Here is a 16,772-nt window from a genome sequence, read left to right on the forward strand (position 1 = left end):
CATCAGTATGCGGGGAAAGTCCTGTCGCCTCAAGGGAAATTCATGAAGCAAGGGGGATTGGGTTCCAGATACCGGCCCGGGGATGGGATGATCGGGGGCCGGAGATTCCCATGGGCCGTGACTTCCAGACCTTCCTGAAGCAGCTCGAGGCTGCGGGCGAGCTCCACCCCGTGGCCGCCGAAGTCGATCCATTCCTGGAGATGGGCGCCATCGCCGACCGGGTGTCCAAGCAGCCCGGGGGGGGGAGGGCCCTGCGCTTCGACCGGCCCAAGGGCAAGGCCATGCCCGTGGCCATGAATGCCTTCGGCAGCCTCAAGCGCATGGAGATGGCCCTGGGCGTGGATCGGGAGCCCCGGGGCCTGGATGCCATCGCCGACCGCATCGAGAAGCTGGTGCAGGAGGCCATGCCCAAGCCCGGCACGGGGTTGTTCGAGAAGCTGGCCAAGCTGCCCGTGCTGGCCGAGGTCTCCAACTGGATGCCGAAGACCGTACGCAAGGGGATCTGCCAGGAGGTGGTGCTCAAGGGCGACCAGGTGAGGCTCTCGGACCTGCCCGTGCTCACCACCTGGCCCGAGGACGGGGGCCCCTTCATCACGCTGGGCATGAGCCACACCCGCAACAAGCAGACGGGGCACCGCAACACGGGTCTCTACCGCCTGCAGGTTTTCGATGACCGGACGCTGGGCTTCCACACCCAGCTCCACCACGATGGGGCGCGGAACCGCCACGGCTACGGCCGGGACGAGCGCATGCCCGTGGCCGTGAGCTTCGGCGGCGACCCGGCCCTGACCTACGCCGCCACGGCGCCCCTGCCACCCTTCCTCAGCGAGGTGATGTTCGCGGGTTTCCTGCGGGGCGAAGGCATCGAGATGGTCCCCTGCGTGACCAACGACCTGGAGGTTCCGGCGGATTCGGAGATCGTCATCGAGGGCTACGTGAACCCCGGCGAGCTGCGCCGCGAGGGCCCCTTCGGCGACCACACCGGCTACTACTCCCTGGCAGACGACTATCCCGTGCTGCACGTGGAAGCCATCACCATGCGGAAGAACCCCGTCTTCCCCGCCACCATCGTGGGCCGCCCGCCCCAGGAGGACGCCTACCTGGGCCTGGCCACGGAGCGGATCTTCCTGCCCCTGCTCCGCATGGTGCTGCCGGAAATCCGCGACATGCACCTGCCCGCGGCCGGGGCCTTCCACAACCTGGTGATCCTCTCCATGAAGAAGGAGTATCCGGGTCACCCGCAGAAGGTCATGAACGCCATCTGGGGCACGGGCCAGATCATGTTCACCAAGGGCATCGTGGTGGTGGACGAGGACATCGATCCCCACGACCTGAACGAGGTGCTCTTCCGCCTCACCAGCAACGTGGACCCCAAGCGCGACCTGCTCTTCACCGAAGGCCCGCTCGATGTGCTGGACCACAGCGCCGACCGCTTCGCCTTCGGCAGCAAGGTGGGCCTCGACGCCACCCGCAAGAACCGCCCCTGGGATGGTTTCCCCCGCGAGTGGCCGCGCGACCTGGTCTTCCCGGAGGAGCTCCTCGATCGCATCGGCCAGCGGTGGAAGGACTACGGGCTCTGACCCGCGCGACGGCGGGACTTCCCCCAGAGCAAAGCGAAGCCCGGCTGGGCCGGGCTTCGCGCGGGGGTCCGGGGGGAGGCTCCACCTCCGCGAGCCTGAAGGGCGAGTGGAAGCCCCGTCCGCGTGGCGTCAGGTGGAGGCGCGCAGCGCGACCTTGGCTCCCGGAGAGTAAAGCGAAGCCCGGCTGGGCCGGGCTTTGCGCGGGGGTCCGGGGGTGTGCGCGTAGCGCGTAAACCCCGGAGAATATTAAAACCGGATGGTCACGCCCGCCTGGAGTCCGTCCGCGGTGAAGCCGGAGTCGACCTTGCTGTAGGTGTAGCGGAGTTCCGTGCCCACGGTGGCGTTCCACTGGTAGCCCACGCCGGCGGCCAGGCCCAGCTTGGTGGTGTTGGCGGTCACCTTCGTGAAGGCGTCCTTGGTCTCGAAGGACCAGCGCACCACGGCGAGGCCACCGGTGACATAAAGCCCCTCGGGCTTGCCGGCGATGAAGTAGAGGTAGTCGCCGCCCAGGCTCAGGTCCCAGGCGCTCTGCTTGAGGCTGCCGAAGGAGGCCTCGGGGAACACGCTGTAGTCCAGGCGGGGCCGCAGCATGTGGCCATCGCCCAGATCGAAGGTGCCGTGGACGCCGACGCCGGGTCCGGGCTTGCTGTCCACGAAGTCCTTCAGATCGCCCAAAGGGATGTTCACCAGGCCCTGCACGCCGTACCGGGGGGCTTCGGCCCGGAGGGATAGCGCAGCAGCAGCCAGGACAGCCAGGGTCAGTGGGGACGAGATCTTCATGGTTCCTCCGGAATGGCGCGCGGACCCAGGATGGGACGACCGGGCGCCCGGGGCCATGGTGCCACAAAAACCGGGTGCGCAGGCCTCGGCAAAACCCGTGAAAGCGAGACTAGAAATAAAGATCTAGTTCGAGTTAAACCTGTCCTGAACGAGATCTCCACCAACGAAGAAGGCGCCCGTCCGGGCGCCTTCTTCGTTGGTGGAGAATGGAATCTACTCGCCGTTCTCGGTGCGGCGCTCCTTGAGGCGGCCGGCCTTGCCGAGCTTCTCGCGCAGGAAGTAGAGCTTGGCGCGGCGGACCTTGCCGTGGCGCACGACTTCGAGCTTGTCGATGGTGGGGCTGTTGAGGGGGAAGATGCGCTCCACACCCACGCCGCTCGCGACCTTGCGGACGGTGAAGGAGGTGCGCATGCCGCCGCCCTTGATGCCGATGACGATGCCCTGGAAGAGCTGGATGCGCTCCTTCTCGCCTTCCTTCACCTTGACGTGCACCTTGACGGTGTCGCCGGGGGTGATGCGGGGCAGGTCGGACCGAAGCAGGCTCGCTTCAAGCTGGTCGATGATGTGGCTCATGTGGGCTCCTGGGCCAGCGGTCCCGGGCCGGAATCGGCGGACATGGCTCGATGTCCCCGGAGTCGGGGAGTCCATCAGTGTATCGGAAAAGGCTGGAAAGGAAAGGGGGCATTCCCGGAGGAAGCCCCCTTGCCCCTGAACCTCAGCCTAGAAGCGGAAGGTGGCGCCCACCTGGATCATGTCGAGGTCGCCTTCCCAGGCGCTGCTCTTCAGGTAGCGGACGTCAGCTCCGACCGTCTTGTTGAACTGGTAGCCCATGCCGGCGGCTAGGCCCAGCTTGGTGGTGGTCTCGCTGGTGGATGCGCTGGCGCCCAGGTAGGAGGTGCTCAGCTCGGCCTTCCACTTCACCAGCGCGAGGCCGCCGGTGACATAGAAACCCTGGGGCTTGCCTTCCACGAAGTACAGATAATCGGCGCCAAGCGCAATGTTGGAGAGCTTGTGGTTGGTCGAGTAGCCGCCCCAGCCCCAGGAGTACTCGGGGAACCAGGTGTAGTCCAGGCGGGGGCGGATCATGTGGCCGCTCTGGAGGTCGAAGGTGGCCTGGGCGCCGACGGTGAAGCCCACCTTGCTGTCCACCGCGTCCTTGAGGTCGCTCTGGGGGATGTTGAGGCCCGCCTGGAGCCCGAAGCGGGGGCCTTCCTGGGCGCTGAGGGCGGGGGCCACCAGCGCGGCGGCAGCCAGGATGAGTGCGCGGATCGTCATGAGATCTCCTTGAGGCCCATGGGGGGCCGGGGTTCATTGGGCGGATCCGGGGCCTCTGAGGCCGCGGTCGCCCGATGGGGCTAAATGTTACCTACGCATCTTGTATCTGGAGGTCTAGTCCGGATCCAAGAAAATCGACCTGGTTCTACTTCCAGCCCTTCCAGCCCTTGGGTTTGGACCGGTTCCAGTCCTCGGGATGCTCCACCTGCCAGGCGCACCACTGGGCGGGGCGATCCAGGGAGGGCAGGCGGTCCCGCAGGTAGGCGGTCCAGAGGTCCGGCCTCAGGCGCTTCGTCCGGGCCATGGCCTCCCGCAGGCGCCAGAGGCGGATGGCGCCGTGGTCGCCGCCCTGGAGGACCGCCGGCACGTCGAGGCCTTCGAAGGTCGCGGGCCGGGTGTAGTGGGGGTGGTCCAGCAGGCCCGTGGCGAAGCTGTCCGCCTCGGCGGAGGCCTGGTTGCCCAGGACGCCCGGCAGCCAGCGGCAGACCGCGTCGATGAGGTAGAGGGCGGGCAGCTCGCCGCCGCTGAGGACCGCCTCGCCCACACTCAGCTCCTCGTCCACGCAGTGGGCCACGGCGCGCTGGTCCAGGCCCTCGTAGCGCGTGCAGACCAGGATCAGCTGATCGAGGCGGGCCAGCTCCAGCACCTTGGCGTGGGTGAGCGGCGGGGCCGCAGGGCTGAAGTGGATGACGCGGCCGGCGCCTTCCCGGGGGACGGTGGCCAGGGTGTCCCGCAGCACCTCGGGCCGCAGCACCATGCCGGGTCCGCCGCCGAAGGGGGTGTCGTCCACATGGCCGAACGGGTTGCCCGCGAAGGGCCGGTAGCTGTGGGTGTGGAGGCCGTGGCCCAGCTCGCGGAAGGCCCGGCCCGTGATGCCGAGGCGCGCGGCCTCGAAGAACTCCGGGAAGAGGGTGAGGGCGTCGATGCGCATCACTTCACCATCGCGTGGAAGGCCCTCGTGAAGGTCCGGAGGATGAGGTCGAAGCTGAAGGCGAAGTACAGGGTGTTGGCCAGGGAGGCGATGGCGCCGATCCAGGCCCAGGTGGGGCGCTCCTCCAGCAGGGCCGCCCCCATGAGGCAGAGGGTGGCGGCGGGCAGCTGGTTGCCGAAGGGCAGGGGCACGGGGATGGCCAGCAGGAAGCCGGTCCAGGCGATGCAGGCCCCCGCCCAGCGGTGGTGGATAGGCCGGCGCCCGGCGCCGCGCCAGCGGAGGCGGTCCAGCTGGGTCTCCAGCCTGGCCAGGGCGTTTTTGATGCGGCCCTTGTGGATGGGCTGGGCCTGGATCCGCCGGGGCACCCAGGGGTGGGGCGTGCCCCAGGCCATCTGGACCCCGAGGGCCATGAGGCCGATGCCGCCCACGGGGGCCAGGCCGAGGTTGAGGCCGGGCACCAGGTTCGGCAGGGAAAGCAGGAGGGTCAGGAAGCCGTAGGTCTGCTCCCCGGCGGCATCCAGGAGTTCGCCGAGCGTGATCTCACCTTCCGCGTCCAGCAGGGCGTGGAGGGTCTCGAAGAAGGGTTTCGGCGCGGGCTGCACCTCACCAGGATGACGGGAAAAGAGCCCCCAGTCTTCAGGCCCCTGCCTTCGGTCCCCGGGCCTGCCCCTCCCGCACCAGCTGGCCACAGGCGCCGGCCACGTCCTGGCCCCGGCTCCGCCGGACGCTCACCGGCAGGCCCGTGTCCGACAGCAGGCGGCAGAGGGCGCCGACGCGGGCTTCGTCCGGGGGCTCGAAGCCGCTGCCCTCATGGGGATTGAAGGGGATCAGGTTCACCTTGGCGGGGAAGCGCCGGGCGAAGGCCGCCAGGCGCCGGCCATCCTCCAGGCTGTCGGTGACACCCTTCAGCAGCACGTACTCGAGGGTGATGCGCTCGCCGGATTGCAGGGGGAAGGTGGCCAGGGCCGCGGCCAGGGCATCGAGGTTCCAGACCCGGTTCACGGGCATGATGGCCGAGCGGTGGGCGTCCGTGGTGGCGTTGAGGCTGAGGGCCAGGCGCGGCCGCTTCGGGAAGGCGGCCAGCCGCTCGATGCCGCTCACCAGGCCGGAGGTGGACACGGTGATGCGCCGGGGCGGGATGGCCAGGCCTTTGGGATCCGTGAGGAGGGCGAAGGCGGCCATGAGGTGGTCGAGGTTGTGCAGCGGCTCCCCCATGCCCATGAACACCAGGTTCACGGGGCGGCCTTCGGGGTGGCCGTGGTGGTTCAGCATGGCCACCACCTGGCCCACGATCTCGGCGGCCGAGAGGTTCCGCACGATGCCCATCTGCCCCGTGGCGCAGAAGGTGCAGCCCATGGCGCAGCCCACCTGACTGGAGAGGCAGAGGGTCACCCGGTCGTTGTAGGGCATGAACACGCCTTCGATCTGCTTCCCGTCCGCGAGCTCGAACGCGTGCTTGGTGGATCCGTCCTCCGAGGCCTGGCTCTGGACAAGGGCGGGCCAGACCAGGTCCACCTCGGCCTCCAGGCGGGCCCGCAGGGCCTTGGACAGGCTGGAGAACTGCTCCCAGCGGGTCCAGCGCTGCCGGTAGAGGCCCTCGAAGAGCTGGCCGCCCCGCCAGGCGGGTTCGCCCAGCGCCGTCGCGAGCGCCTTCAGGCCCGCCGCCCCCAGGCCCGCGGCGTTGGGACGCCCGGCGGTGCCGGCCTCCGGGGCTGGCCGGTCCCAAAGCTGGGGCATCTCAGTCCATCCGGATCTTGAAGGACTTCATGAGGCGCTTGTCATCCTCGGAGAAGGGCTGTTCCGGCCCCTCCTGCGGAAAGGTCTCGTCGGACCCCTCCCCGCGCAGCCGGATGGGCGCCGCCTCCAGGATGAGCATGAGGCCGTAGCCCTGGGCCTGGATCTGGAAGGTGAGGTCACGGCAGTGATCGTCCTCGGCCAGGGCCTTCACCAGTGAATCGCCCAGTTCGCTGACCAGGTGATGCAGGTTCTCAGGCAGATCCATGGGGCCTCCGTCTTCCAGGATACCAGCGCCGTCCCTAGGCCAGGCTGAACCAGGCGCGGACCTGCCGGGCCCACTGGGCGCGGCGTGATTCCTTGGGCAGGCCCGCCTCCGCCTCGCCCTGGGCCCGCTGCTCCATCAGGTCCACCAGGCGCTCCAGGAGTTCCGGTTCGCGTCGGAGGGAGGTTTCGAAGGCCTCCTTGGGGACCTCCACGATCTCGGCTTCGGTGCGGGCCACCACGGTGGCATTCCGGGGGGCCCCGGTCAGCAGGCTGGCCTCGCCGAACCACTGGCCCGGGCCCAGCTCCGCCACGGGTTTCCAGAAGAGGCCGGTATAGGGTTCCAGGCGCTCCTCCGCCCGCACCACCTGGAGGGTGCCGCGATGGACGGCGAAGAGGGAATCGCCAGGCTCGCCTTCCCGGATGACGCCTTCCCCCGGCGCCAGGCTCCGCAGGCGGAGGCGCCCGCGGAGGTCTTCCGCCCAGTGTTCGGGAAGGCCCAGCTGGCGGACGAGATCGTGCATCAGCGCGGGGTCCGGGTTGGCCTCGGGCCGCACCACCAGCGGGCTGGGGCCATGGGGTCCCATGAGGCGGAAGCCCTCCCTGGGCAGGACCGTGGCGGCAAGACGGGTGGCCTGGAAGGTGGCCTGGCGCCCGTGCCGGAAGCCCAGGGCCCAGAAGCGCAGCTCCAGCACGGCGCCGCCCAGGTCGGAGCTGTGGACCACCACCTCGGGGCAGCGGTCCGGGGGATGGGGCAGGCCCGCCAGGGCGAGGGTGAGGGCCTCCAGAGCCCGGTGCAGGTCGGGACGGGGCTCGACGACGACCTTGGCCGTGCGGCGGTGGAAGCCCGAGGGCGCGTAGAGGTTCGTCACCACGGCCTGGGCGATGGCCCGGTTGGGCAATACGTCCATGTCGCCGTTCTCGGTGCGGAGCTGCACCGTGCGCCAGGTCATGGCCTCCACCTGCCCGATGAGGGTCTCGCGGCCCGGGCCGCCCCGCAGGTTCCCGGTGATCTCCACCCAGTCGCCCACCTGGAAGGCGGGGTCCAGATGCAGGGAGATGCCGGCGAACAGGTTCCCCAGGACCTCCTGCAGGCTGAGGCCCACCACGGCCGCCGCGATGGCGCCCGTGCCCAGCAGCTGGCCCAGGCTCACCTGCAGGACTTCGCGGAGGATGCCGCCGGCCGCCACCAGGTAGAGGGCCACCACGATGAGGTCCCGCGCGAAACCCGGGGTGGCGGTCTTCCGCTGGCTCAGCAGGGGATCGAGCAGCAGGAAGGAGACCAGACGCACCGCCCCGTAGGCGAGCAGGGCCCAAAGGACGAAACCCGCGACCCGATGGAGGGCCGGATGGGCGTTCAGGCGGGGCAGCACCAGGGCTGCCAGCAGCAGGAGCAGCCCGAGGAGGATCCAGGCCGCGATCCGGCGCGGCGCGCTGACCTTCTCCCTCAAGTCGCGGAACATGGGGGAGAGGATACGCCTATTCGAGGGCGCGGAAGGCCGCCACCGCCCGGCGGGGATCGCCCTCCCAGAAGGGCCGGATGGCGGCGATCCCCGCGAGGCGCGGGTGGCTCAGCGACCCGGCGTTCGACGGATCGACGCCGCCCAGCGCGAGGAGGCGCGGGCCCTCTGCGGGCAGCGTGTCCAGGAACCGCCGCAGGCGCCCGGCTCCCCAGGGGCCGCTCTTGCCGGGGCTGGGGAAGATGGGGGAGACGAGCAGCTGGTCCGTGTGGCACCGCCGGGCCCACTGGTTTTCGTCGTGCAGGGGGCGGGAGAGGGGGACCAGCCCCGGCTCCACCTCGGGATGGGCTTCCGGCGCGTGGAGGCCGCACCCCGCTGCGAAGGCCACATCCAGGCGGCCGGTCACCCAGAGGGGCACCCCCGGTGCGGTGTCCTGGCACCAGACCGCGGCCTCCAGCAGCGCCCGGGCCCCCAGCTGCTTCTCCCGGATGAGGAAGCCGTCCACGCCCGCGCGCAGCACGGCCGCCCAGCGGGAGCGGTCGAAGCCGAGGCCGGGGGTGAGGGCGAGGAGGATCATCCGAAGAGGCCCGAGAGCAGGGCGGGGTCCACCTTGGGGAGGCCCAGGACCGCGGCGTTCTCCACCACATGCTCCGGCCGCCCCATGCCGCAGAGGGCCACGGTCACCCCCGGGCAGGAACGGGGGAACTGGAGGGCGGCCTGCGCCGGGGTCGCGCCCCCCAGCGCCGCCACCAGGTCCGCGGGGAGCTGGGAGAGGATCCTGGCCTGCATGATCGAGGCGGATGTCTGCACGGAGAGCCCCGCGGCCCGGGCCGCCTGGAGGGGCGTCATCCGCTCGCCCCTGAACGCCTGGGTGGGGGCCAGGAAGGCTTCGGGCAGGGCGAGGTTCAGGGGCAGCTGGATCCAGCGGAAGTGGTGGCCGGCCCCCCCGACGGCTTCCGCGGCCAGGAGCAGGCGCTCGAGGCTGAGATGGCCGGGCTGTCCCGGGGGCACCCGGAATCCGTTCCAGGTGGCCACGCCGTAGGCGCCGATCTTCCCGGCTGCGACGAACCCTTCGCAGGCTTCGAAAGCCTGCTGGATGCGGGCATGGAAGGCCTCGGGGCCCAGGTGGGGGAGTTGTTGCTCCGGGTTGTGGAGGTGGAAGAGGTCCACCGCGTCCACGCCCAGCGCGCCCAGGCTCACCCCGAGCTGGTGGGCCAGGTAGCGGGGCGCCAGGGCGTGGCAGCCATCCACCACCTCCTCGGCCCGGAGGATGCCGGGGGCTTCCAGGACCCGGTGGAACCAGGCCCCGGGGTCCTCCCCGGTGCTCCCGTCACCCATGGGCAGGTAGCCGGCCTTCGTGGAGATGAAATAGCCGCTCCGGGGCTGGCCGGCGAAGGCGGCGCCCAGGGCCCGTTCCGAACGGCCGCCCCGGTAGTTGGCGGCGGTGTCGAACACTGTCCCGCCCGCCGTCAGGAAGGCCCGGGCGGCCTGCGCATAACCCGCATCCGCCTCGGCCGTGGCGGGGCCCAGGTAGGTGCCGAGACCGAGGCTGCTCAGTTCCATGGCGTGCCCCGAGGTTGAGTTGAAGCGAGGCCGGGGGTGTGCGCGCAGCGCGAAAACCCCGGACAGCCTCAACTATCCAGGTCTTCCTTCACGTTGCCGGTGCCCATGGTCACCAGGCGGTCCGCCGCGCGGCGCGCCCACTCGGAGCCGGGGTAGCTCTCCACCAGCTTCTGGTAGTAGCTCCTGGCCTCGTCGCGGAAGCCCTTGATCCGGTCGGTGGTGTAGGCGGTGAACTCCTTCGAGAACTCGATCGCCTGTTCCCGGGACATGTCGCTCAGATCGGTCTTCTGGAGTTTGGCGGCGTAGTCCTTCTGGTACTGCGCCACCTCTTCCTGGGTGAACAGGCGCTGGCGCATGGCCTCGCCCAGGTAGAAGTAGGCGCGCTCGCGGTCCACATAGTCGGGGTAGGTCTCCAGCAGGGCCTTCAGGCGTCGCTCGGCCCCGGGATAGTAGTAGATGTTCACGTAGAAGATGCCCACCACCAGCTCGTGCTCGGCAATGCGCCGCCAGCACTGGAGGACCTTGGCCTTGGCCTCCCGGGCGTAGGGACTGCCGGGCGACTCGGTCAGCAGCTCCTGGAAGCCGTCCAGGGCCTTGCGGGTCTCGGTCTGGTCGCGCTCGGCGCTCTCGATGGAGGAGAAGTGGCAGAGGGCCCGGTGGTACAGGGCGTAGTCCCGCCATTCGTGGCGGGGGAAGTAGTTCAGGAAGCTGGTGTACTCCACCTCGGCCTCGGGGAAGCTCGGGCTCGGCTGGAAGAAGAAGCTGTCGCCCAGCATGAGCTTGGCCTTGGGGAACTCGGGCGAACCGGGGAGGTACTGTTCCAGCTGACGGAGGGTCACCCGGGCCTCGTTGAACTTGCCCTGCTTCATCTGCTTGTCCGCGGTGGCCAGCAGCACGGTCGAGACGACGGTTTTGTCCACCGTCTTCGGTTTGCGGCAGCCCAAACCCAGCCCCAGGACGAGGAGGCTGAGGGAGAGGGCGGTGAGGATGCGCTTCATGCGGACTCCGGAGACAGCATTTCAGACATGGCGGGACGGAGCGAAGGGTTCCACGGACGAAGAGAAGGATCCCACGCCTGGCGGAGCTTCTCGAGCCACGGCTCGACCAGGGCCTGGGCCTGGGCCCGCCGCCGGTCGTGGAAGACTTCATGGTAGAAACCGGCCAGCCGGTGGCGTTCCAGCAGGCCCGGCCTCACGGCGGACCACAGGGCCTCGGAGGCGTCGGGGTCCACCACCGTGTCCTCGCCGGATTCCAGCAGGAGCATGGGACGGTCCAGCTCCTGGCCCAGGGGCAGGAGCTCGGCCCGCCCTTCGTCCAGGGCGGCGCCGAAGGCGGCGGTGGCCCAGCGGTGGCAGAGGGGGTCCGTCTCGTAGCGCTGCACGAGGACCGGGTCCGAGCAGACGCGGCTCTTGTCGCCGTGCAGCTGGATGGGCCGGTGGGGCAGGAGCCAGCGCAGGAGGCGGGAGAGCACGACCAGGGCCCGGGAATTGGAGCGTACGGCCACGCTGGGGCTCGACAGGATCAGCCCATCCAGTGTGTCCGCATGCCAGAGCAGGGTCAGCAGCGAGACCAGCCCGCCGAAGCTGTGGCCCAGCACCACCTGGGGGCAGACGGGCAGGGGCGGCATGGGCACGCCGTCCACGATCCGGGCCGTGGCCCCGGTGCGCTCGGCGTCGTGGCGCCGCTCCTGGCGGAGGAAGAGGGCGAAGTCGTCCACGAAGGCGCGGATGCCGTCCGCATCGCCCCGGATGCCGCCGGACCGGCCGAAGCCGCTGTGGTCCATGCTCGACACGGACCAGCCCAGGCCGTGCAGCCAGTGGGCCGTATGCCGGTAGCGTTCGCCATGCTCCCCGTATCCGTGGGAAATGACCACCCGGCCCCTGGGTTCCGGGTGCTCCCAGCGTGCCCAGGCCAGGGTCACGCCCCCATGGCCGGACAGGACCCCACGGGCGGTGGGCTCCAGATCGGCGGGCAGCACAGGGGTCGTGTCATGCATCCGATCAGAATACCTTGGGGACGGCCGATCCCCGATCCGCTTAAACTTAAAGGTTCCCCGGAAGGTCGGGCTGGAGAGGCGGACGATGGATTTCGAGACCCTGGTGCGGGCCAAGAATGAACTGGAGCCCCGGGTCCGGCAGCTGGTCGCCCACCTCGACCCCGAGCGCAAGGCCCTGGAACTGGAACAGATCGAGGAGCGGACCACGGCCCCCGGCTTCTGGGATGATCCGGATGCCGCCAAGCCCCTCCTCCAGAAGCGGGGCTCGATCACCGATGACATCGCCCTGGCCAAGCGCCTCTCGGGCGGACTGGAGGACCTGGAGACCGGTCTGGAGCTGGCCCGCGAGGATGCGGACATGCTGATCGAGGCCGAGAGCGTCGAGGGCAGCCTCCGCAAGGCCATCGAGGACGCCGAGCTCCGCATGATGCTCAGCGGCGACCTCGACGACAACCACGCCATCGTGGCCATCGCCCCCGGGGCGGGCGGTACCGAGAGCCAGGACTGGGCGGCCATGCTGCTCCGCATGTACCTGCGCTTCTGCGAGTCCAAGGGCTGGGCCACGGAGATGATCGACTACCAGGACGGCGAGGAGGCGGGCATCAAGGGCGCCACCTTCATCGTCAACGCCCCCTTCTCCTACGGCTACCTGCGCGCCGAGGCCGGCGTCCACCGCCTCGTGCGCATCAGCCCCTTCGATTCCGCCAAGCGGCGCCACACGAGCTTCGCGGCGGTGTACGTCAGCCCCGAACTGGACGACACCATCAACGTCGACATCCCCGAGAAGGACCTCAAGATCGACGTGTTCCGGGCCAGCGGGGCCGGCGGCCAGCACGTGAACCGCACCGAATCGGCCGTGCGCTTCACCCACCTGCCCACGGGCATCGTGGTGAGCTGCCAGAACGAGCGCAGCCAGATCAAGAACCGCGCGACGGCCCTGAAGGTGCTGCAGGGGCGGCTCTACGAGCTGGAACAGCGCAAGTTCCTGGACAAGGTGGCCGCCGCCAGCGGCGACAAGGCCGACGTGGCCTGGGGCAGCCAGATCCGCAGCTACGTGCTCCAGCCCTACCAGATGGTGAAGGACCACCGCACCGGCGAGGAGACGAGCCAGACCCAGAAGGTGCTGGACGGGGACATCGACGCCTTCATCCGGGCCCAGCTGCTGGCCAAGTCCCTCAAGACCGAGGGCTGAGCCGCTACTCGCCCTTGGCGATCTTCTCCTGCTCGTCCTTGGGGAGACGGAAGACCCAGCGGCCCGTGATGCGGTCCCAGAGGTCGAAGCAGCAGAGCCAGTTGAGGAGACCGGCGACCATCACATAGGTGGCCCCGTACTCCTGCGTGAGCGTGCGCACGGGCTCGGTGCCCGCCCCGCCGAAGGCCCAGGCGAAGGCGCCATAGACCGGTCCGATGCCCAGGGTGCCGAACGCGCCGAGGGTGGGGAGCCAGGCTCCCGCCACGGGCACGAAGACGCCGCCCTTCACGCCGTCCACGGCGCCGGCCTGCAGCTGGAACGCCGCCAGCAGGCAGAAGAGCAGCCAGACCCCGAAGAAGGCCTTGGCCCGGCCCTTCTCGCCGATGACCCAGTACCCCGCTCCCGGCACCAGCCACTGCAGCAGCAGCGGCTTCCAGGCCGCCAGGATGGCCTTCTTGCGGCGGAGGGGCATGGGGAGCCTGGGCGCGGGCGTGGGTTCAGACATGCCTCCAGCTTACCCCAGCCCGGCAGGCAAGGAGGGTCCGGCCCCACCCCTGGCGGGCGGGCTGCCGGGAGCGATGCGGGTCATGGCTTTGCGGGCGGCAGACCGAGGCCCCAGAAATAGGTGTCGAGGAAGGGCGTGTAGTCCTTCTTGGTGATGAATTTGAGGAGGTCGAAGAGCCGCGCCGTGCTGGCGAACTTCCAGCGGAAGTTGGTCTGGCTTGATTTCAGCCAGGTGAGGAAGACCTGGTCGCCCAGCTCCTGGTGGAGCGCATGGAGCAGGACCGGCCCCTTGGCATAGAGGAGGTCCCTCCGGGCCAGGAAGGACTCGTAGCGGTCGTCGAAATGGATGTCATTGGCGAGCGGGATGGGCCCCTGGTCCTTCGAGCGTTCCGCGTCGGACCTCCAGGTGGCGATGTCCTTGTCGAAGCGGCCTTTGCCCTTGTAGTCCCGTTCGTAGAGACCGGCGCAATAGTCGGCGAAGGATTCCGTCACCCACTGGTCGTGCCGGCTGGGCATCTTCACCACGATGCCCCAGTACTGGTGGGCGATCTCGTGGGCCAGGACATGGCGCACGTCCATGGTGCTGATGGAGATGTTCCTCCCCCGGTAGCGCCCGACCAGGTCGGCGAGCTCCTGCATCTGCCGGATCGTCTGGGCCTGCTCGAACGCGTCCCGGGTGATGTACATCATCCCCGGCGGCGCCTGGCCATAGCCCCATTCGTTCTTCTCGATGATCAGGAATTCCTTGAAGGGGAAGGGCCCGAGGAAGGTCTCGTAGTAGCGGATGACGTTGCGGGTCTGTTCCTTGAAGACCTTGTTCACGGCCCCTGGCTTGAAGCCGTAGGTGGCGATCCTCACCGTCAGCCCATCGCGGACCTCCTCATCCACGGAATATTTCCCGCCCAGGATGGTGGCGAAACAGATGGGCCGGTCCGTCCGGGTCTCCACGAGGTTCCAGACCCCATCCTTCTCCCGGCGGACGGTGTCCCCGGGGAGGAAGGCCTGCCATTCGCCCTGTGTCCGGACCGTGCCGTGGAAGGTGTACCACTCGCCGCTGAGGTTCTCGAGGGTGGGATACCAGCCTTCCTTGACGCCGAGCTGCCAGTAGTTGTCGCCCCGGGGCCGGATCAGGAAGTCGCCGTCGTATTCCAGCCGGAGCGTGAGTGGCACCCCGCGGGTCGCCGGGGCCGGAAAGCACACCGCGAGCTTGTCGTGGGAGTGGCTGAAGGCCAGGGCGGCCCCCGTCCCATCCACCACCCGCTTGATCCGGAGATGGCGGGTTCCGGTGGGTTCCGCGAGGGTGGACCAGAGGTCGAAGGTGACCACCCGCAGCCCATCCTCGAGCGGCATGAGGGTCTCCTGGACCGTCATTGCCGCCTGCCGGTTGTCCGCGGTCCGGAGGTCCACCTCCAGGGCGTTGATCCGGACATGCACGGGCGTCGGGTCCTTGCGGGGGTTCCACCCGAGGAACTGCCGGGAGACGGTCACCGGATCATGCCAGTCCCCGAGGTCCGGGATGGAACTCCTGAGCGGGCGCACGACGGCCAGGGTCTCTTCCATGGCGTCGACGCCGTCGTACCGGTAGAGCCAGCGCTGGTCGTTCCTCTCCAGCTCGATGAAGGCCACCATCCGGCCCGGAGCGTTCATGGCCTGGGCGGCCAGCAGATGGTCCGGGAAGTACCCATCCACCTTCTGCCACCGCTCCACGAAGGCGGCCAGGCCCGTCAAGTCTCCCGAGCTGTCGCCGCCCCAGGTCGGGAAGGAGGCCCCGGCCAGCAGGATCCGGGCCCGGGTGAAGGGGAAGGCGACCATGCGGGTCTGGCCTTCCCGGGTCGGGGTGACCATCCCCAGGTCCTTGCAGTTGCGCTCGAGGATGGGCCATTCGGGCTCGAAGGATGAGACGTAGGTCAAGCTGCCATTCCCTTCCAGGAAGAGCCCGACCTTCTGGTCCCCACGCAGCAGCGGGGCCCAGTGTCCCGTGAACTGGATGTGCGCGTTCCCCACGGTGAAGGTGGCCTGCTGCTCGAGATTCCGGACCGGCCCGGGCTTGAGGGCCGCCACGGCCCCGAAGGGATCCGGGACTTCCTGGCCGGCGAGTCCCGCGCCGCCGAGGCACAGCCCGAGGCTCAACAGCATCCGCAACCACAGGGATTCCATGACGGTCATGACGCCTCTTGTTCGTGAGCAGGGGGATGGACGGCCCATTGCGTGAAGGTACGATCCCCGGTTTCCCTGCTCCGGGCAATCGTGTCCCCCCGAACGGGCTCATATCGCCTCCAAACGGGCGGCCTCCCTGCAGGGCGCCTCCTCCTCGGGAGGCTTTCGTGCGGAAACGAAGAGGGGGCCGATTGGCCCCCTCTTCGTTGAAAGTCCGTCAGCGCCAGGACTAGTCCGTGGCGAACGGCGGCAGCGCGATGCGAGGGAGGATGCGGGTCGCTCCGAAGGCTCTGGGGGAGCCTTCGGAGCGGGGCCCCGCCGGCCCGCGGGCGCGCGGTATGGGTTAGACGAGGGCGCGCTGGTGGACGGCAGAAGGCGACCGGCCCCGAAGGGGCGGCGGGGCTCCAGTGGAGCCCTGCCGAGGGAGGCTTTCGTGCGGAAACGAAGAGGGGGCCGATTGGCCCCCTCTTCGTTGAAAGTCCATCAGCACCAGGGCTAGTCCGTGGCGAACGGCAGCAGCGCGATGTTGCGGGCGCGCTTGATGGCTTCGACGAGGGCGCGCTGGTGGACGGCGCACACACCGCTGGTGCGGCGGGGCAGCACCTTGCCGCGCTCGGGGGTGAAGGCCTGGAGGGTCTTCACGTCCTTGTAGTCGATCATGGTGGACTTCTCGACGCAGAACTTGCAGAACTTCGCGCGTCGTCCCCCAAAAGCCTTCTTCTTCTTGGGCTTGCCCTTCTTGGCGTCAGCTCGGCGCTTCATCCGACCACCTCCTCAGGTGCGCGATCCTTGATGCCGGCCTGGGCCTTGCGCTTGGCCTCGCGCTCGATGCGCTGCTTGGCGCGGCCCGCGGCCTTCTCGGCCTCGTCCATGCGGACGCTCAGGTACTTGATGACCGAATCGTTGTTGCGGAAGCGGCGCTCCAGCTCGGCGATGAGGTCGGGCCCGGCGTTCATCTCGAAGAGCGTGTAGTAGCCCTCGCTGAACTTCTGGACTTCGTAGGCCAGCTTCTTGCGGCCCCACTTGTCGGTCTTGAGCAGTTCGCCACCCTGCTCCGCAATGATCCCCTCGAACTGCTTGACGAGCTCATCGCTCTGCTCGTCCGTCAGCGTGGGGGAGGCGATGAAGATGGTCTCGTAGTGACGCATCTGTCCTCCTTGTGGATGTGAAGCCCCCCAATGGGTTCCGGGGAGCAAGGAAGACGCCCTCCAGCGGAGGACGCGAACAGGTAGTTTCGCGTGGAAAGGGCTTGAGATCAATGGAAAGTCTGGAACCAGCCCCGCCTGTCCAAACGCCAGGAAAGCGGGGGTGGGGCCCCCGCTTTCCTGGCTCACCC

At 69.0% G+C, this 16,772-nt stretch carries 18 protein-coding genes; 2 read left to right on the forward strand and 16 right to left on the reverse strand.

Features of this window, described 5'->3' with window-relative positions:
• Positions 1-110 precede the first annotated feature (110 nt).
• The gene (locus MLE43_RS08675) at positions 111-1,580 is read left to right on the forward strand and encodes a menaquinone biosynthesis decarboxylase (protein WP_243303258.1); all 1,470 of its coding nucleotides are present in this window, start codon (positions 111-113) and stop codon (positions 1,578-1,580) included.
• 246 nt (positions 1,581-1,826) lie between these two features.
• Here the strand turns inward: MLE43_RS08675 and MLE43_RS08680 are convergent, their stop codons facing one another.
• The 12 genes from MLE43_RS08680 to MLE43_RS08735 form a co-directional block, all read right to left on the reverse strand.
• The gene (locus MLE43_RS08680) at positions 1,827-2,360 is read right to left on the reverse strand and encodes an outer membrane beta-barrel protein (RefSeq protein ID WP_243303259.1); all 534 of its coding nucleotides are present in this window, start codon (positions 2,358-2,360) and stop codon (positions 1,827-1,829) included.
• 213 nt (positions 2,361-2,573) lie between these two features.
• Complete coding sequence (rplS, locus tag MLE43_RS08685) at positions 2,574-2,933, reverse strand: 50S ribosomal protein L19 (protein ID WP_243303260.1); 360 nt, start codon at positions 2,931-2,933, stop codon at positions 2,574-2,576.
• 147 nt (positions 2,934-3,080) lie between these two features.
• Complete coding sequence (locus MLE43_RS08690; RefSeq protein WP_243303261.1) at positions 3,081-3,635, reverse strand: outer membrane beta-barrel protein; 555 nt, start codon at positions 3,633-3,635, stop codon at positions 3,081-3,083.
• 145 nt (positions 3,636-3,780) lie between these two features.
• Positions 3,781-4,566: a tRNA (guanosine(37)-N1)-methyltransferase TrmD gene (gene trmD / locus MLE43_RS08695; protein ID WP_243303262.1), complete on the reverse strand. Its 786-nt coding sequence runs from the start codon at positions 4,564-4,566 to the stop codon at positions 3,781-3,783.
• Positions 4,566-5,168, reverse strand: a complete 603-nt coding sequence (locus MLE43_RS08700; protein WP_243303263.1) for an exopolysaccharide biosynthesis protein — start codon at positions 5,166-5,168, stop codon at positions 4,566-4,568. The genes trmD and MLE43_RS08700 overlap by 1 nt, the downstream gene beginning before the upstream one ends.
• Before the next feature lie 34 nt (positions 5,169-5,202).
• Positions 5,203-6,303 (reverse strand): dual-specificity RNA methyltransferase RlmN, encoded by a 1,101-nt coding sequence (gene rlmN / locus MLE43_RS08705; protein WP_243303264.1) that lies wholly within the window; start codon positions 6,301-6,303, stop codon positions 5,203-5,205.
• Between the two features lies 1 nt (position 6,304).
• Positions 6,305-6,568, reverse strand: a complete 264-nt coding sequence (locus tag MLE43_RS08710) for a hypothetical protein (RefSeq protein ID WP_243303265.1) — start codon at positions 6,566-6,568, stop codon at positions 6,305-6,307.
• Between the two features lie 34 nt (positions 6,569-6,602).
• Positions 6,603-8,027, reverse strand: coding sequence for a mechanosensitive ion channel family protein (locus MLE43_RS08715; protein ID WP_243303266.1), 1,425 nt, complete (start codon positions 8,025-8,027; stop codon positions 6,603-6,605).
• Between the two features lie 16 nt (positions 8,028-8,043).
• The gene (locus MLE43_RS08720) at positions 8,044-8,601 is read right to left on the reverse strand and encodes a thiamine phosphate synthase (RefSeq protein WP_243303268.1); all 558 of its coding nucleotides are present in this window, start codon (positions 8,599-8,601) and stop codon (positions 8,044-8,046) included.
• Positions 8,598-9,587 (reverse strand): aldo/keto reductase, encoded by a 990-nt coding sequence (locus MLE43_RS08725; protein ID WP_243303269.1) that lies wholly within the window; start codon positions 9,585-9,587, stop codon positions 8,598-8,600. The genes MLE43_RS08720 and MLE43_RS08725 overlap by 4 nt, the downstream gene beginning before the upstream one ends.
• A gap of 68 nt (positions 9,588-9,655) precedes the next feature.
• A complete protein-coding gene (locus MLE43_RS08730) occupies positions 9,656-10,585 on the reverse strand; it encodes an outer membrane protein assembly factor BamD (RefSeq protein WP_243303270.1) in 930 nt (309 codons plus the stop codon).
• Positions 10,582-11,583, reverse strand: coding sequence for an alpha/beta hydrolase (locus MLE43_RS08735; RefSeq protein ID WP_243303271.1), 1,002 nt, complete (start codon positions 11,581-11,583; stop codon positions 10,582-10,584). Before MLE43_RS08735 ends, MLE43_RS08730 begins: the two co-directional genes overlap by 4 nt.
• Before the next feature lie 85 nt (positions 11,584-11,668).
• On the opposite strand from MLE43_RS08735, the gene prfB reads away from it, so the two are divergent.
• Positions 11,669-12,775, forward strand: coding sequence for a peptide chain release factor 2 (gene prfB / locus MLE43_RS08740; RefSeq protein ID WP_243303272.1), 1,107 nt, complete (start codon positions 11,669-11,671; stop codon positions 12,773-12,775).
• Between the two features lie 4 nt (positions 12,776-12,779).
• On the opposite strand, the gene MLE43_RS08745 is transcribed toward prfB, so the two are convergent.
• From MLE43_RS08745 to rpsF, 4 genes are all read right to left on the reverse strand, one after another.
• A complete protein-coding gene (locus MLE43_RS08745) occupies positions 12,780-13,280 on the reverse strand; it encodes a DUF6677 family protein (protein WP_243303273.1) in 501 nt (166 codons plus the stop codon).
• 80 nt (positions 13,281-13,360) lie between these two features.
• On the reverse strand, positions 13,361-15,445 hold the full coding sequence (locus tag MLE43_RS08750; RefSeq protein ID WP_243303275.1) for a M1 family aminopeptidase: 2,085 nt from the start codon (positions 15,443-15,445) through the stop codon (positions 13,361-13,363).
• Between the two features lie 486 nt (positions 15,446-15,931).
• Positions 15,932-16,198 carry a 30S ribosomal protein S18 gene (rpsR, locus tag MLE43_RS08755; protein WP_026853069.1) on the reverse strand — a complete coding sequence of 89 codons (267 nt, stop codon included), beginning with the start codon at positions 16,196-16,198 and terminating at the stop codon, positions 15,932-15,934.
• Positions 16,195-16,584: a 30S ribosomal protein S6 gene (gene rpsF / locus MLE43_RS08760; protein ID WP_243303276.1), complete on the reverse strand. Its 390-nt coding sequence runs from the start codon at positions 16,582-16,584 to the stop codon at positions 16,195-16,197. Before rpsF ends, rpsR begins: the two co-directional genes overlap by 4 nt.
• Positions 16,585-16,772: the final 188 nt, after the last annotated feature.

The organism is Geothrix oryzisoli (genome assembly GCF_022808865.1).
Classification (GTDB): Bacteria; Acidobacteriota; Holophagae; order Holophagales; family Holophagaceae; genus Geothrix; species Geothrix oryzisoli.

Coding starts and splice junctions, on each gene's coding strand:
- MLE43_RS08750 (WP_243303275.1), bottom strand. CDS start 15,445: ATGACCGTCATGGAATCCCTGTGGTTGCGGATGCTGTTGAGCCTCGGG.
- MLE43_RS08735 (WP_243303271.1), bottom strand. CDS start 11,583: ATGCATGACACGACCCCTGTGCTGCCCGCCGATCTGGAGCCCACCGCC.
- MLE43_RS08690 (WP_243303261.1), bottom strand. CDS start 3,635: ATGACGATCCGCGCACTCATCCTGGCTGCCGCCGCGCTGGTGGCCCCC.
- MLE43_RS08710 (WP_243303265.1), bottom strand. CDS start 6,568: ATGGATCTGCCTGAGAACCTGCATCACCTGGTCAGCGAACTGGGCGAT.
- MLE43_RS08745 (WP_243303273.1), bottom strand. CDS start 13,280: ATGTCTGAACCCACGCCCGCGCCCAGGCTCCCCATGCCCCTCCGCCGC.
- rpsR (WP_026853069.1), bottom strand. CDS start 16,198: ATGAAGCGCCGAGCTGACGCCAAGAAGGGCAAGCCCAAGAAGAAGAAG.
- MLE43_RS08675 (WP_243303258.1), top strand. CDS start 111: ATGGGCCGTGACTTCCAGACCTTCCTGAAGCAGCTCGAGGCTGCGGGC.
- prfB (WP_243303272.1), top strand. CDS start 11,669: ATGGATTTCGAGACCCTGGTGCGGGCCAAGAATGAACTGGAGCCCCGG.
- trmD (WP_243303262.1), bottom strand. CDS start 4,566: ATGCGCATCGACGCCCTCACCCTCTTCCCGGAGTTCTTCGAGGCCGCG.
- MLE43_RS08730 (WP_243303270.1), bottom strand. CDS start 10,585: ATGAAGCGCATCCTCACCGCCCTCTCCCTCAGCCTCCTCGTCCTGGGG.
- rpsF (WP_243303276.1), bottom strand. CDS start 16,584: ATGCGTCACTACGAGACCATCTTCATCGCCTCCCCCACGCTGACGGAC.
- rlmN (WP_243303264.1), bottom strand. CDS start 6,303: ATGCCCCAGCTTTGGGACCGGCCAGCCCCGGAGGCCGGCACCGCCGGG.
- rplS (WP_243303260.1), bottom strand. CDS start 2,933: ATGAGCCACATCATCGACCAGCTTGAAGCGAGCCTGCTTCGGTCCGAC.
- MLE43_RS08715 (WP_243303266.1), bottom strand. CDS start 8,027: ATGTTCCGCGACTTGAGGGAGAAGGTCAGCGCGCCGCGCCGGATCGCG.
- MLE43_RS08720 (WP_243303268.1), bottom strand. CDS start 8,601: ATGATCCTCCTCGCCCTCACCCCCGGCCTCGGCTTCGACCGCTCCCGC.
- MLE43_RS08725 (WP_243303269.1), bottom strand. CDS start 9,587: ATGGAACTGAGCAGCCTCGGTCTCGGCACCTACCTGGGCCCCGCCACG.
- MLE43_RS08680 (WP_243303259.1), bottom strand. CDS start 2,360: ATGAAGATCTCGTCCCCACTGACCCTGGCTGTCCTGGCTGCTGCTGCG.